Origin of the sequence: Marinomonas spartinae (assembly GCF_900089775.1) — a bacterium.
Lineage (GTDB): Bacteria > Pseudomonadota > Gammaproteobacteria > Pseudomonadales > Marinomonadaceae > Marinomonas > Marinomonas spartinae.
This window is the reverse complement of record NZ_FLOB01000002.1, coordinates 661,916-676,520: the sequence shown is the minus strand read 5'-3', so window position 1 is coordinate 676,520 and position 14,605 is coordinate 661,916. Positions and strand designations below refer to the sequence as shown.

At 42.6% G+C, this 14,605-nt stretch carries 14 protein-coding genes and 1 CRISPR repeat array; of the genes, 4 read left to right on the top strand and 10 right to left on the bottom strand.

Translation table 11 applies throughout. The features are described 5' to 3' along the window. Nucleotides 1-31: 31 nt before the first annotated feature. The gene (locus MSP8886_RS07295) at nt 32-316 is read right to left on the bottom strand and encodes a hypothetical protein (protein ID WP_067014189.1); all 285 of its coding nucleotides are present in this window, start codon (nt 314-316) and stop codon (nt 32-34) included. Next, entirely contained in the window at nt 313-735 is a 423-nt protein-coding gene (locus MSP8886_RS07290) for a hypothetical protein (protein ID WP_067014187.1), read from the bottom strand. Before MSP8886_RS07290 ends, MSP8886_RS07295 begins: the two co-directional genes overlap by 4 nt. Nucleotides 736-1,047: 312 nt before the next feature. Beyond that, nucleotides 1,048-2,276: direct repeats of the CRISPR family, unit length 28 nt; unit sequence TTTCTAAGCCGCCTGTTCGGCGGTGAAG. Nucleotides 2,277-3,305: 1,029 nt separating this feature from the next. On the opposite strand from MSP8886_RS07290, the gene abiEi reads away from it, so the two are divergent. The 4 genes from abiEi (at nt 3,306) to MSP8886_RS07270 (ending at nt 6,397) form a co-directional block, all read left to right on the top strand. Then, nucleotides 3,306-3,830: a type IV toxin-antitoxin system AbiEi family antitoxin gene (gene abiEi, locus MSP8886_RS07285; protein ID WP_067014185.1), complete on the top strand. Its 525-nt coding sequence runs from the start codon at nt 3,306-3,308 to the stop codon at nt 3,828-3,830. Between the two features lies 1 nt (nt 3,831). Further along, nucleotides 3,832-4,722, top strand: coding sequence for a nucleotidyl transferase AbiEii/AbiGii toxin family protein (locus tag MSP8886_RS07280; protein ID WP_067014182.1), 891 nt, complete (start codon nt 3,832-3,834; stop codon nt 4,720-4,722). A gap of 90 nt (nt 4,723-4,812) precedes the next feature. Beyond that, nucleotides 4,813-5,160, top strand: coding sequence for a helix-turn-helix transcriptional regulator (locus MSP8886_RS07275; protein WP_067014565.1), 348 nt, complete (start codon nt 4,813-4,815; stop codon nt 5,158-5,160). Beyond that, complete coding sequence (locus MSP8886_RS07270) at nt 5,144-6,397, top strand: type II toxin-antitoxin system HipA family toxin (protein ID WP_067014180.1); 1,254 nt, start codon at nt 5,144-5,146, stop codon at nt 6,395-6,397. The genes MSP8886_RS07275 and MSP8886_RS07270 overlap by 17 nt, the downstream gene beginning before the upstream one ends. 216 nt (nt 6,398-6,613) lie before the next feature. Here MSP8886_RS07270 and MSP8886_RS07265 read toward each other — a convergent pair whose 3' ends face one another. From MSP8886_RS07265 to MSP8886_RS07230, 8 genes are all read right to left on the bottom strand, one after another. After that, nucleotides 6,614-6,928 (bottom strand): DUF411 domain-containing protein, encoded by a 315-nt coding sequence (locus MSP8886_RS07265; RefSeq protein WP_245659051.1) that lies wholly within the window; start codon nt 6,926-6,928, stop codon nt 6,614-6,616. Between the two features lie 152 nt (nt 6,929-7,080). Further along, nucleotides 7,081-9,429 carry a heavy metal translocating P-type ATPase gene (locus MSP8886_RS07260; protein ID WP_067014176.1) on the bottom strand — a complete coding sequence of 783 codons (2,349 nt, stop codon included), beginning with the start codon at nt 9,427-9,429 and terminating at the stop codon, nt 7,081-7,083. Then, on the bottom strand, nt 9,422-9,649 hold the full coding sequence (locus MSP8886_RS07255; protein ID WP_067014175.1) for a hypothetical protein: 228 nt from the start codon (nt 9,647-9,649) through the stop codon (nt 9,422-9,424). The genes MSP8886_RS07260 and MSP8886_RS07255 overlap by 8 nt, the downstream gene beginning before the upstream one ends. A 99-nt stretch (nt 9,650-9,748) precedes the next feature. Further along, nucleotides 9,749-10,462 (bottom strand): copper resistance protein B, encoded by a 714-nt coding sequence (locus MSP8886_RS07250; RefSeq protein ID WP_067014173.1) that lies wholly within the window; start codon nt 10,460-10,462, stop codon nt 9,749-9,751. Nucleotides 10,463-10,474: 12 nt separating this feature from the next. Next, nucleotides 10,475-12,562 (bottom strand): copper resistance system multicopper oxidase, encoded by a 2,088-nt coding sequence (locus MSP8886_RS07245; protein ID WP_067014171.1) that lies wholly within the window; start codon nt 12,560-12,562, stop codon nt 10,475-10,477. Nucleotides 12,563-12,773: 211 nt separating this feature from the next. After that, the gene (locus MSP8886_RS07240; protein WP_067014169.1) at nt 12,774-13,169 is read right to left on the bottom strand and encodes a hypothetical protein; all 396 of its coding nucleotides are present in this window, start codon (nt 13,167-13,169) and stop codon (nt 12,774-12,776) included. 57 nt (nt 13,170-13,226) lie between these two features. After that, entirely contained in the window at nt 13,227-14,120 is an 894-nt protein-coding gene (locus tag MSP8886_RS07235; protein WP_083200854.1) for a CopD family protein, read from the bottom strand. Nucleotides 14,121-14,201: 81 nt separating this feature from the next. Continuing rightward, complete coding sequence (locus MSP8886_RS07230; protein WP_067014165.1) at nt 14,202-14,549, bottom strand: copper resistance CopC family protein; 348 nt, start codon at nt 14,547-14,549, stop codon at nt 14,202-14,204. Nucleotides 14,550-14,605: the final 56 nt, after the last annotated feature.

Below are 14,605 nucleotides of genomic sequence, written 5' to 3'. Positions count from 1 at the left end.
AGAGAATATTTCATTTGACCCCAAGTATTCATTATTCGACTAAGTACTCATACCCTTGATCTTCGATATAGTCTTCCATCACATCACAGATTTTCTCAGCATCGGTAGTGTGAATGGGTTGCTTTAAAACAACAACGTTATTTTTGGCATCCTCAGCGATTTTGTCACACATCAGGTTTAAAAACGTAAGCACATCCTTAGCTTCTTGTTCAGAATCAATCGATTCTTTTTTGAGTATGGCTAAGATAGTTGAATCTTCAGGGTGCGACGCATAATAAAACATGATGTCTTTTATTGGCTGATGTATATTTTTCATGATGAAACCCTCATTCTTCCTATCTTCTCTAATTTTCGGGCCACAATCTCAAGCTTCTGTATAAGCTCTGGAACACGAATTCTTTTTGTGACCGTCAAGCTCGCATGGCCTGGGCGGTCATGCACAATTTTCAATCCATCTACCTGTAACATAGATTCGTCAATGGTATAGATATCCATCTCTGCATGAAATCGAGCTTTTGACTGTACAAGCTTTTTAAATTTTTTCATATTAGTCGCAAAAGAAAGCCCAACATCGCTAGAAGCTTCTACGTATTCCATATCACTAGAAAACTTAAAATCGATTTCTCGTACACCATTATTAGTAAGAGTGGGATGCGTTCCTGGATCAACAACTCTCACTAGCTTTTTTAGCTCAGCAATTTGCGCTCTAACATCATCTACTTGAATTAGTTCCATAATCTATCCTTTGATTGTCAATAAATCCTATTTTTGACTCCAATACTTCTCTGTAATTACCCTCTTAGAGCTCAGCAATATTAAGCCATATCACAGTGCAAAACCAACTCAAACAGTAACCAAGGAGCTTTCGCCCCTTGATCCTTCCCTGCTCTAACCCTCTCCGAAGTGTTTACCTGTGGCATTTTTGACACGTTCGATGGTTTGGTCGACCCATGCGGGGTTGGTTTGGAGGTGGTCGTCGTCAAAGGTGCGGATCACTTGCAAGTAAAACTTGAGGCTGATTCATTTCTAGTAGGCTTTTTAGTCTTATTTCTAGGCCGCCTGTTCGGCGGTGAAGCCATTACTGTGCACAGGCAAAATCCAGTGCCGTTTCTAAGCCGCCTGTTCGGCGGTGAAGCCATTACTGTGCACAGGCAAAATCCAGTGCCGTTTCTAAGCCGCCTGTTCGGCGGTGAAGCCTTTTGGGTGGCAAACACTTCAAAGCTGTCTTTTCTAAGCCGCCTGTTCGGCGGTGAAGAATGACCCCATCCGAACAATGTAAAGCGGCAGTTTCTAAGCCGCCTGTTCGGCGGTGAAGATACACCGATCACGCCGTGGTAAATCTCGTTTGTTTCTAAGCCGCCTGTTCGGCGGTGAAGATGCATGCCAGTTGGCATCCCTATCCCACTCTTTTCTAAGCCGCCTGTTCGGCGGTGAAGGCCTTTTGATTTAAGTTTTTCAAGAGCGTCTTTTTCTAAGCCGCCTGTTCGGCGGTGAAGGCGTCTTGCTAAAAACAACAGGTGCCCATCGCTTTCTAAGCCGCCTGTTCGGCGGTGAAGGCGTCTTGCTAAAAACAACAGGTGCCCATCGCTTTCTAAGCCGCCTGTTCGGCGGTGAAGCTGATTTCTAGGTTATCAATACCGTTTACTATTTTCTAAGCCGCCTGTTCGGCGGTGAAGCTCGCAAGACACGGCGGTCTCGTGGCTTGTTGTTTCTAAGCCGCCTGTTCGGCGGTGAAGCGCAAAACAACGTCAAAAACCTGTACATCATCTTTCTAAGCCGCCTGTTCGGCGGTGAAGCATTCGACAGTCTGATACCTGCGAACAACTCTTTTCTAAGCCGCCTGTTCGGCGGTGAAGGGACAGAGAAAAAAACTAAGCTCCGCCAGATTTTTCTAAGCCGCCTGTTCGGCGGTGAAGTTCGCTGGGGAGAAATGAGGTTCAATTTTGTCTTTCTAAGCCGCCTGTTCGGCGGTGAAGTTGAAATATATGATGATGGACCTGACCCATTATTTCTAAGCCGCCTGTTCGGCGGTGAAGATCAATTTATTTTGAGAATGGGTGCCAAGCAATTTCTAAGCCGCCTGTTCGGCGGTGAAGATACAAGGGAACACTATACATGACATCTACAATTTCTAAGCCGCCTGTTCGGCGGTGAAGAAATACTTCGGAATAAGATACAAGGTTGTGATTTTCTAAGCCGCCTGTTCGGCGGTGAAGTTTTATTTCTAGAACTTCTTACCATTCTCAGCTTTCTAAGCCGCCTGTTCGGCGGTGAAGTAGACAAAATTGGCATTAACTATTTGATTGTTAAAGAGCTTTGTGTATTTTTAGCAAAAATACCCTTTTTTAAACAGGAAATGCCAAGCCCCTATTTATAAGGGCTTGGCATTAGGTCGAGAAAAAAGGGTTAAAACCAAGGCGTAATTCCCACGCCCACCGTAATACCCGTCCACTTGTCGACCTTCGCCTTTACTTGCTTACCAAACGCTAAAATACTGCATATATATACAATATAGATTTAAGCACAGGCAATCACCAAGTGAATTTGTGTAAGAAGAAGGATTTCCGATTTTTTGACCAAAAATGAGGCGGACTAGCTAAACTCATCGACGAAGAAGAGAACTAGCCGCTCTTTTTTATGACTGAACGAAAATGACAGTAATTTCGATGAATTTACAGACACGCTAATTCAGCCAAAAATACTGAAAACATAGAGAAAAAATGGAAGCGTTTGGAAAATTTAAGGAAAATATATGGAAAAAGAAAAACAAAAAAGGGCTTACAAATATATGTAAGCCCTTGACTTTATTACTAAAGTCGGTGGTAGGACTAAGCAGATTCGAACTGCTGACCTCTACCATGTCAAGGTTACTCTGAATATTCTCTTACATGGCGTTCAACGACTTTATATAACGTATTCAATACCTTAGTAAACTCACATACTTTGAATCAAAGCAATATAAGGCAATAAAGCTCTATATCAGGGGATTTTGGCCCATTTTGATCCCATCTTGGCCCATGACCTCTACACTTCGAATCAAAGCATCTCAAATCACCCCATACTTTAAAGGCAAAAATACCCATAAATGCATAGTTTCAATTGCTTTGAATCAAAGCATACTTTTGGACATTTTTGTTGCTTTGATTCGAAGTAAAATAGAGCTTTATACCATTCAAAGCTTATCCCATCATAAGAGGTCTACAAAAAAACACCTTAAACGTAATTTTTTGTAGACCTAAATCTTGTCTACTTAACTCATTAGGTCTACAATTTAACACCAATAAAGTAATAATTCGTAGACCATTATGAGAAAAAAAGAAAAATTACTGTCCGCACTATCTCATGCTACTAAAGCCGGTGGAGGTGTTCATACGGCTACGGAGATAGCATTTATGCTAGGCGAAAAACATACACCTGCTTTTACAAAGTTTCTTACAGATTGCGTACGAAAAGGTGTGTTACGAAGAGTTGCAGCGGGTATTTTTGAAAGTACCATTACTCCTCCAGATGGATCCACGGCAATTTACAAGGTTGTAAATAAGCTCAGAGGAGACGTACTTAACTATATCAGCCTAGAGAGCCAACTTAGCTATACAGGCGATATTTCACAAATTGTTATGGACAGACTCACTGTGATGACAAAAGGTAGAAGTGGTATTTTTCCGACACCTTATGGCGTCATTGAGTTTACACATACAAAAAAAACGATCGAGACAATCGCTCCTAATATTTATTTCGATTCAGATATAAAAATGTATCGGGCCAAAACAACCCAAGCTCTTATTGATTTAAAAAACTGTAATCGAAATCTGCACATGCTGGAGGCATAACATGCTCAAAGAAGTCATAAAGCAAATTGTTAACACCAATCCTGAGTATGCAGGGATAACACCTGTTATAGAAAAAGAAATATTGCACCATGATATTATGGCGGTCATGGTAAAACAGGGGGTTATGCAATCACTGACTTTTATTGGCGGCACATCACTTCGCTTATGTCACAACAGCTCTCGATTGTCTGAGGATTTAGACTTTAATGGAGGGCATGACTTTAAACCTGATGATTTTGATGGTCTGGAAGTCGAGATTCAAAAGTACATACAAAAAAAATATGAAACAGAAGTCTGGGTAAATAAGCCGAACCAAGACAAACAAGGAGACACATCTTCTTGGAAAATTAGTATCGAAAAAGAAGCCAACCGCCCTGATCTACCACGTCAAAAAATGCATATCGACATTTGTGCTATCCCTTCTTTCGACATTGAGAGAAGACCACTGATAAATCATTACGATGTCGTCGTTCCAACAGAAGGACTTTTGATCCCAGTACAGTCGTTAGAAGAAACCTTGGCAGATAAATTCATTGCTCTAGCATACCGTTCCAGACGAATTAAACCTCGTGATGTTTGGGATATTCTTTGGATCAAGCAAAGAGGTATTGACGTATCCATAGAGCTGATCAGCAAAAAACTTGCAGCAAGAGAAAAAACAAAATCTCACTTCATAGAATCGCTTAGCCTTCAGGTCGAAAAATTACTCAACGAAGAAGAGGTAAAAGCCGACTTCAACAACGAAATGAGCCGTTTCATTCCAAGCCAAATTAAACAGCGAACAATTGATAATCCAGAATATTGGCAATACGTGCAACTTGAAATTAAAAGCATGACAGACCTGATACTCAAACCTGATTTACAGACAAAGAAATTTGATATGGGACTTTAAACGCCGAAAAAAGAAACTCTTAAGTTGCCTTAAATAAAAATAGCAACTAATATGTTTCTATATATTAAAAAACAACTTATTAGTTTCCTTATGATAAACCTACTACAGCAAATCAAACATCGCCGTTTAGCACTGAAACTCAAGCAGAATGACATGCTAATGCGTGTTGGCATTTCTAGGCAGCAGTACCAACGGCTTGAAGCAAAAGGCAATCCAAGACTCGATACGCTTGAACTGATTGCCAAGGGTCTCAATAGCGACGTCATGCTGATTCCAAAAGAAAAGCTGAATGCTGTTTTAGCGGTTCTTGAAAGCGATGGTGACAACACATCTTTACCGCACAAACAGCCTGATCATTCTGATGAACAAAAAAAACTATCGGATGATCTATGGAAAGGATTACTAGAAGATGGGGACGAAGATGACAACGGAAATTAGTGTTCTTAAGTTGACATTACATGGCCATCTAGTGGGGTATTTGGCAGGGGCAAAAAATGGACGTAATATTCTTCATTTTGCTGAAAGCTTTCAATCTAATATAGCGCGCCCCACTTTTAGCTTAACCACCCATCAAAATTTTCCGCGTGCTGATAAAATGCTATCAGAGCCATGGGCGACCAACCAACGCTTGCACCCTATTTTGTCTAATCTATTGCCTGAAGGTTCTTTGCGAGAGCTGATCGCTCAAGGACTCAAAACCCATGTTGATAATGAGTTTCATATTTTGTCTTATCTGGGCATGGATTTACCGGGCGCATTAGTCGCTGAACCGATGGAGCCTGAAGATGTTCCTCTACATTTATTCTCATCTCATGGCCAACTAAAAGCGGTTAAATTCGACAAACTAAGCCAAGAGAACAAGTTTTCCTTGGCTGGTGTTCAAATGAAGTTTTCCATGACGGAAAAAGACGGTCGATATAATTTGTCGAAAGACAATGTGCTTGGCGATTGGATTGTGAAAACACCCTCCACTAAACACAAAGAAGTGCCCGCCAATGAGTTTACTGCCATGACTCTCGCTTCTCTCATTGGCGTGGATATTCCTGAAATAAAATTGGTCGAGATAGACCAATTAGACAACCTTCCTCAAATCAACCTTCCGGATGAAAAATTAGCTTTCGCCATAAAACGGTTTGATCGGCGTGACGACCAACGCATTCACATGGAAGACTTTGCTCAAGTTCTTGTGAAGTACCCACATGAAAAATACAGTTCTGGCAACTACGAACAAATAGCAAAAATCCTGTATCAGTTTTCTGGTAATGGTTTAAGTGATGTCCAGCAACTTGCTCGTCGTATACTCACCAACATCCTATTAGCAAACGGCGACGCCCATTTGAAAAACTGGAGCTTACTGTATACAGATCAAGTCACACCCAGACTTTCCCCCGCTTACGACATAGTCACCACCAGTGTTTATATTAAAAGCGAGCAACACTTTGCCCTTAATCTAGCTAAGACAAAAGCTTGGTACGATGTCTCATATAAGCACTTTGAACATTGGGCTACTAAATCAGATATTCCATGGCGAGCGATCAAACCGCATCTGGATGATGTGATGAAAAAAGCGAGAAGCCTTTGGCCTGAGGCTTTAAAAAACCTACCGATGAATGAAGAGCACAAACAACAGCTAAAAGCGCATTGGCAGAAACTTCATAAAGATTTTCGAGTTTAATACTGTATAGCAAAGTCTAATAAATCCAGATTAATCATATTCTTTATAGACATATAGATAGGGATATATACCGAAGTATGAGAATTGAACGTCTATTGTACTTAGACATAAAAAGACCCCCAGTAATTGGATAGTCCAACTATTGGGGGTCACTTCATAGCTCGGCTTTTTCCTTTCAGCTTGATAACCTGTTGGATTTGATGGATTTATCGTTTATCAATATTGTTGATAAACTGTCATCGTTCCTTTTTGGCTAAACTGAATCACATTAAAATCTTTGTATTGCTGACCTTTTGCAGCCATGCCAGGAGAATACCTTGGCATTCCAGGCACAGCCAACCCTGATACATTTTCAGGTTTCTCAAGTATTAAACGTGCCACATCTTGTTCTGGCACATGCCCTTCAATTAAGTAACCGTCGATAACAGCGGTGTGACACGACTGTAGTTGCATGGGCATACCCGCATCTTTCTTTAAAGAGGACCAGTCTTCTGTGTGATGATAATTAACGGTATACCCCTCTGCCTCCATTAGCTCACCCCATTTAACACAACAACCACATGTCGGAGACTTGTAGAGATCTATTATAGGTTGTGCAAACACGCTAGCACTTACTAACGTTAAGATTGAAGCTGCAATGCTTTTATTTATTACCTTCATATATTCACCTCTTTCAAAATTAGCTATTTACTATTAATTTGGCTATCTGATAATTTTACCGCACGCAACCTTAAAGCATTTAGTATGACACTCACCGAGGAGAGCGACATAGCTACAGCGGCAAAAATAGGCGATAAGAGAATACCTGTAAACGGATAAAGTACTCCTGCAGCAATCGGTACTCCTGCCATGTTATAAATGAATGCAAAGAACAGGTTCTGTCGAATATTACGCATGGTTGCCAGGGATAATCGCCGTGCCTCCACGATGCCCATCAGATCGCCACGTAATAGAGTAATACCCGCACTTTCGATAGCCACGTCGGTTCCTGTCCCCATGGCAATACCTACATCTGCGGTTGCCAAGGCTGGCGCATCATTAACACCATCACCAGCCATAACAACAACACGACCCTCATTTTTAAGCTGTTGAATAACATTGCCTTTATCTTCCGGCAATACTTCTGCCTTCACTTCATCAATGTGGAGTTTTCGAGCTACAGCTTCGGCAGAGGTACGATTATCTCCGGTCAGCATAACCACACGAATCCCTTCATTCTGCAGAGCGGCTATTGCCGCTTTAGTGGTGTCCTTGATCGGGTCTGCAATCGCCAGCAAACCACAAACCTTTCCATCAACTGCGGCAAAAATTACTGTTGCACCGTCCTCTCGAAGTTGATTGGCTTCTTCCTCAAAGGCGGATGTATCAACATTTTCTGACTGCATTAACAATCGATTACCAAGCAGAACCCTTTTTCCATCGACTTCACCAGTAACGCCTTTGCCGTTTGGAGAGTCGAAATCTATGGCGTCTGGTAATGTTAGGTTCATTGTTTTAGCTTTATCCAAAATAGCATGTGCCAAAGGGTGCTCGCTGCCCTTTTCAAGGCTACCGGAATAACGCATCAAGTCCTCATCGCTGAAACCATTTGCCGAGACCAGCTTTGTCACCTGAGGTTTACCCTCTGTTAAAGTCCCGGTTTTATCCACTACCACTGTGTCTACTTTCTCCATCCGCTCTAACGCCTCGGCATCTCGTATCAAGACACCAACCTGAGCACCACGACCGACACCGACCATGATAGACATAGGCGTCGCCAGACCAAGCGCACAGGGACATGCAATAATCAGCACACTCACAGCGGCAATCAGACCAAAGGCCATGGGCGGCGTTGGACCGACGATAGACCAGACCCCGAACGCAATGATAGAGACCAGCAGAACAACTGGGACGAACCAACCAGCCATTTTGTCAGCCATTCCCTGAATAGGCGCACGACTTCGCTGCGCACTGGCGACCATCTGGACGATCTGAGATAGCATTGTGTCTCGTCCGACTTTGTCGGCTCGTAAAATAAAACTGCCTTGCTGATTTATGCTACCACCAATTACCTGATCTCCAGTTTTCTTAGTAATAGCCAAGGGTTCACCAGTGACCATGGATTCATCAACGTTGGAACTACCCTCAAGCACTTCGCCATCTAGAGGCACCTTATCGCCTGGCCGAACTCGCAATCGATCACCAACCTTTATTTGATCGAGCGACACATCAGACTCACTACCATCATCGTCCAGTTTTCTTGCCGTGGCTGGAGCCAGATCTAATAGGGCTTTGATAGCCCCAGAGGTTTTTTCTCGAGCTTGGAGTTCAAGTACCTGTCCCAGCAACACTAGTACAACAATGACAGCGGACGCCTCGAAGTACACTGCGACCGAGCCATCGTCCGCGTGAAAAGCGTCAGGAAATATCTGCGGAGCCAAGGTCGCGACAAGACTGTACAACAGAGAGACGCCCGTACCGATGGCAATAAGTGTGAACATATTAAGATTGCGACTGAGTACTGATTTCCAACCACGTACAAAGAATGGAAGACCACACCAAACGACCACTGGCGTCGCTAAAACTAACTGAATCCAGTTGGATGTTTGTGGCGACACAATGTGGTCAATATTAAAAAGATGACCTCCCATTTCGATCAAAAAAACCGGAAGAGCAAGGGCCAAACCAATCCAGAATCGACGAGTCATGTAAGCAAGTTCTTCGGAAGGGCCGTCGTCGAGGCTTACCGCCTCAGGTTCAAGCGACATGCCACAAATTGGGCATTCACCCGGGCCTTGTTGACGAATTTCTGGATGCATAGGACAGGTAAACATGGTTCCGGATGCAACCGACTCTGTCTGCTCATTTTCTTCACTGAGATACTTTTCTGGATTATTATCGAACTTCGACTGACAACCGGAAGAACAGAAATACCAAGTTTTTCCGGCATGCTGACTGCTATAATCTGCAGTTTGGGGATCCACTGACATTTTGCACACAGGGTCATGTACACCGTGGCTTTTATGTTCATGATGATTCGAATGCTCACTCATCCTGTGCTCCTTTTTTACTCGCGGGCCAGTCAGAAAAAGCAATGAAATACAACAAAATCAGATTGACCATTGGGACCAGTATCAGCAGTCCCAGCCAGCCAGAATATCCAGCTCGCTTGCATATTCTATAGACAGGTATAACGACTAAGGTCGCAATCACTAACATCCATAACCAGTGTCCTGCCCACATTGTGCTACCAAACATACTTTCGTTCATCATGGTATTGTCCTTTCTTTTATATCGTAGAAATTAATGGTGATGTTAGTGAGACTTTTATCTTTCATCTCACTGACATCCCTTTTACTTCTTGTAAAAAAATTAAAACCAAGCCGTTACGCCAATGACAAACTGAGAGTTGCTAATGCTATCTCCATTATCACGAGCAAGATCAGCCGTAGCACCGAGCTTTTTACTCCAGTCTATACCTATATAAGGTGCAAACTTACGTGTTATTTCATACTTTAGTCGAAGGCCTGCATTGATATCAGTAAGACCAGCACCCATGCTTAACTCGTCATCACTCTTACCATAGGCGTTCATTTCAAATTCAGGCGTTAATATCAGTTTTTGAGTGATTAACCATTCCTGTTCGATGCTTAAACGAATGGAGGTTTGCCCTTTTTCTCCAACAAAGAAAGCACCGTCAATGTCGAAAAAATACGGAGCCAAACCTTGGAAACCAAGCACCAACCAATCACGAGATGGGGACGGTTTAATATCTCGCCTTACGCCCATCTGCATATCCCAATACGGCGCTACGGCATGACTGTATAGAGCCTGTACTTCTAGGCCCTGGTCGTCACTATTCTGGTATTCACTTGACGTTTTAAGCCAGATTTTATCCATATCATAACCAACCCATGCTTGAAAACTAAAGCTGATTGGATCGTCTGACTCAAGGCCTTTTTCTAATTGGTCGATGGCGACATAACTTAATAAAGGGTCATCTTCCGCACCTGCATAAGACAAAGAGCTCATAACAGAAGCCGTTGCCATCACTAATGTAAAGCCTAGTGAATTAAAGTTTTTCATTTATTACTCTCCTTATTTGATGACCACTTTTCTAAACATGCCAGGCATGTGATATAGCAAATGGCAGTGATATGCCCATTGCCCCAAGGCGTCTGCGGTGACTAAATAGCTGATTTTTGAACCAGGCTGAACCATCACAGTATGCTTACGTGGAATGTAATCAGGGTCTCCTGTTTCTAACTCGCTCCATACACCATGTAGATGCATGGGATGAATCATCATGGTGTCGTTCACCAAGGTAATTCGCACTCTTTCGTTATACGCCAATTCAAGTGGAGCGGAATCAGCAAAATTGATTCCATTAATTGACCACATATAACGATTCATATTGCCCGTTAGATGCAGCTGGATTTCTCGAGTGGGTTGACGTTTATCATGAGTAGGATGCAAGCCTTTTAGGTCTGCGTAGGTCAGTACTTTACGGTTATAGTTCGCTTGATGATCCCTTAAGCCAATACCTGGGTCGTTAAGGCCGCTTTGAGGCATGCCTGATTGCATGTCTACTTGAGGACCATTTTCTGAATCTAGATGCTTAATCTCATTGTCACTGCCGTAACCTGCTAAACCTAAAGTAGGCATAACCATACTTGGCTGACTGAGATCCATCCCTTCCATGCCAGTCATTGAGCCTGAACCCATTGCCATTTTGCTGTGATCCATGCCTTCCATGCCAGCCATTGAGCCTGAACCCATTGCCATTTTGCTGTGATCCATGCCTTCCATGCCAGCCATTGAGCCTGAGCCCATTGCCATTTTGCTGTGGTCCATGCCTTCCATGCCCGACATAGAGTCTGAACCCATTGCCATTTTACTGTGGTCCATGCCTTCCATGCCCGACATAGAGTCCGAACCCATCGCCATTTTACTGTGGTCCATGCCTTCCATGCCCGACATAGAGTCCGAACCCATCGCCATTTTACTGTGGTCCATGCCCTCCATATTCATGCCCATATCGCCATGCCCTAAGATCGGCATAGGGTCCATATCAGGGATTTTGGCCGTGAACATTTCATCTGACGTGAAGTTACCAACGGTATAACCAGAACGGTCAATGCTCTGAACGAAAATACAATAAGCATCCTCCATCTTCGGCTCGACTATCACATCGTAAGTTTCCGCAACACCAATTCGAAATTCATCGATGGTAACAGGCTGAACATTTTGTCCATCACTCGCTACCACGGTCATTTTTAAACCTGGAATTCGCACATCAAATATCGTCATCGCAGAGCTATTAATAAAGCGAAGACGAACTTTTTCTCCTTGTTTAAAGAGTGCTTGCCAAGGTTGTGCCGGTGGGTTCCCATTCATTAAATACGTATAGGTGGCGCCCGTGACATCAGAAATATCTCGGTCACTCATACGTTCCTGATTCCACATGGAGCGTGCTCTCCATGTGTTCACCAACCCTTGTTTTTTGATATCAGAAAACAAATCAGACATCGTTCTTTCACTGTAATTGTAATAGTCTGATTGCTTCTTTAAATTCGCATATATCGTTTCAGGCGCCTCATCCGACCAGTCCGACAGCATGATGACATGCTCCCGATCAAACACAACAGGGTCTGCTTCTTTAGGGTCTATAACAATCGCGCCATACACTCCCGTTTGTTCTTGAAAACCTGAATGACTGTGATACCAATAGGTACCACTTTGCTTAACTGGAAATTTATATTCGAATGTTTCTCCCGGTTTGATGCCCGCAAAACTAAGGCCAGGAACGCCATCCATTTCTGTCGGTAAAATCATCCCATGCCAGTGCAAAGAGCTGTCATGATCAAGATTGTTTTTTACTCTTAGCGTGACCGTTTCACCTTCTTTCCAGCGTAACAAGGGTCCGGGAAACAGTTGATTAATGACCGTTGCTCTAGCAGGCGTTCCCGTAAAATTAACGGTTTTATAATCAATGCTTAAATCAAAAACTTTCCCAGATAACTGAGTTAAAGATTGGCCAATGGCACTTGCTAGTGCATTTTTTGAAAACGGAATGGTAGTTAAAGCCAGCATGGCAGAAGCACCAAATACAAACTGACGACGGCTAAGCACTGTACCGCTCGATGATTTGTTCTGCTCTTCGTGTGAAGGTTTGAATACTGTCATAAACTGAACTCCCTTAATCTAATTAAACCCACAACACCTGTTTGCAGGTGCAACCAAATAATGTAATGAATAAAAGACATAATTGTCTCCAACAATGTTCTTGAGAAGATCCAATACAGGCATTATCCCTGTAGTGGATAAAAGGTTAATAATAGAAAATAACGGTTAGTGGCCTTGGAGCGTCCGACAAAACGACGGATTCATCCAAAGATTAAGAAAGTATCGGAGGGCGATATAAAGAAGAGCTATTCAACGGTAGCTCTTGTTGAACTAGATGAGCACTACTCTGACTCAGTTGAGAGCCGTAATAAATCCACTGACGATCAATGATCGCGGCCATCGACATGCAAACGCTCATCGGACACGAGCTTTTGTCTTTGCAACAATCTAACGCATTCGTGACCGGCAATATTTGAACATACTGATCTGTGTGTGTTTCAACAGACGCGTTGTGCAACGAAGCCTTATGATCGACCATCGAGCCATAAGTAGCAGTAGCAGTAAGTTGCATTGAGTGATATGCCATTGGACCAGCCACAGAAGTCATTATCTGGCTAACAAACACGAGCAAAACAAATATAATGATAACGATTTTATTTTGTCTCATTATTCTTCCCCCAATCAACTTTCACCCCAAACAACATCACTTTAAATACACCTCTAATTAATGCATTGGAGGACCAACAAACGTCGTAAATATCGCCGTGACCACCAAAATAGAAGAAGCGATCATTTTTTCCATTAAAATAGATTTTTGAATAAGAAATGTATTACCGCGTTTCAGTATTAACGGCACAAGATGTAATTTATGGTATGCCGCCATCACCAGAATAACAACGACCAAAGCAAGTTTCACCAACAACCAGAAACCATAGTCTGACGAGAATAAGTCTTGCCATCCTGTCAGAACATAGCTCATCCATGCTCCACAGATAATCAAAATCAAAACAGCAACCGCTGCAAGTTCGCCAAAACGCTCTAAGATTCGATTAGATTCCTGGTGCGTGGATTTTCGCGCAACCAACCACAAAGGGAATAGCAACCCTAACCACCAAGCAGCAATCAAGATATGAGTAAAGAATATAATTTGATAATACCAAGCTTGCTCTGTCGCATGACCCGTGAATGAAAACGAATAAATCAAACTGGCTATGCCCAAGGAAGCGACCATTAATGCAAGGCGTGAAAATGGCCACAGACTGAAGGCACGATCCGACCCAAGGGTAAATGACGCTATGATCACCAAGCAATAACCAATCACATTAGCGATTAAGGTACTGCCCGCAGGCGAATCCCAATAGATAGAGACCATCTCTGGATCAAACATAGACCAAAGACCTTCCTCCATCGCCCCACCAACGAGGATAAAAAAATAAGCTATTGTCGCCGCTAAACCAATCAACGCACCTCCTCGTACGTACCTTTTTATACTACTCAATAAAGCAGACTGATGACGCAACAAACAAAATGCAAATAGCCCACCTACAACGCTTGATATACCAAAATACAATAACCAACGTGTCAATAATTGCGCGATTTCCCAGTTCGTTAACATCATACAGCCCCTTTTTTATAAAATGAAAAGCCTAAAAGATATAATCTAATTAGCCAGTTGAACTAAACAGTTTAAATGTTCAAATTAATGCTGCATAAAACCATAAGAGCCTTTCATCATGTGTCCATCTTCGCCCATTGCTTTCCAATGAACTGTATAACTGTCCGGCGCCAACATTGGTAACATAGTTTGAAAATTTTTCGTTGTTGCACCGTCACGATTAAACCGAACCGACACGGGCTTACCTTTAGATCCTACTACCTTGAGACTTACAACTTTCATAGGGTTCTGGAAATTTAGCTCTACTCGTTCTGCTTGAGCCATTAGCATGGCACCGTCTTTGGGGTATGTCATTGTCATCATGCCGTGTGCATATACGTTTACAGCAGCTGTCATTGCGAATACAGAAAGCGCTAATTTGATTTTGTTCATACTATGATCCTTTAAAGTTTAATTGCTTTGAGCTTAATATTGGTTTGCACTGGCAC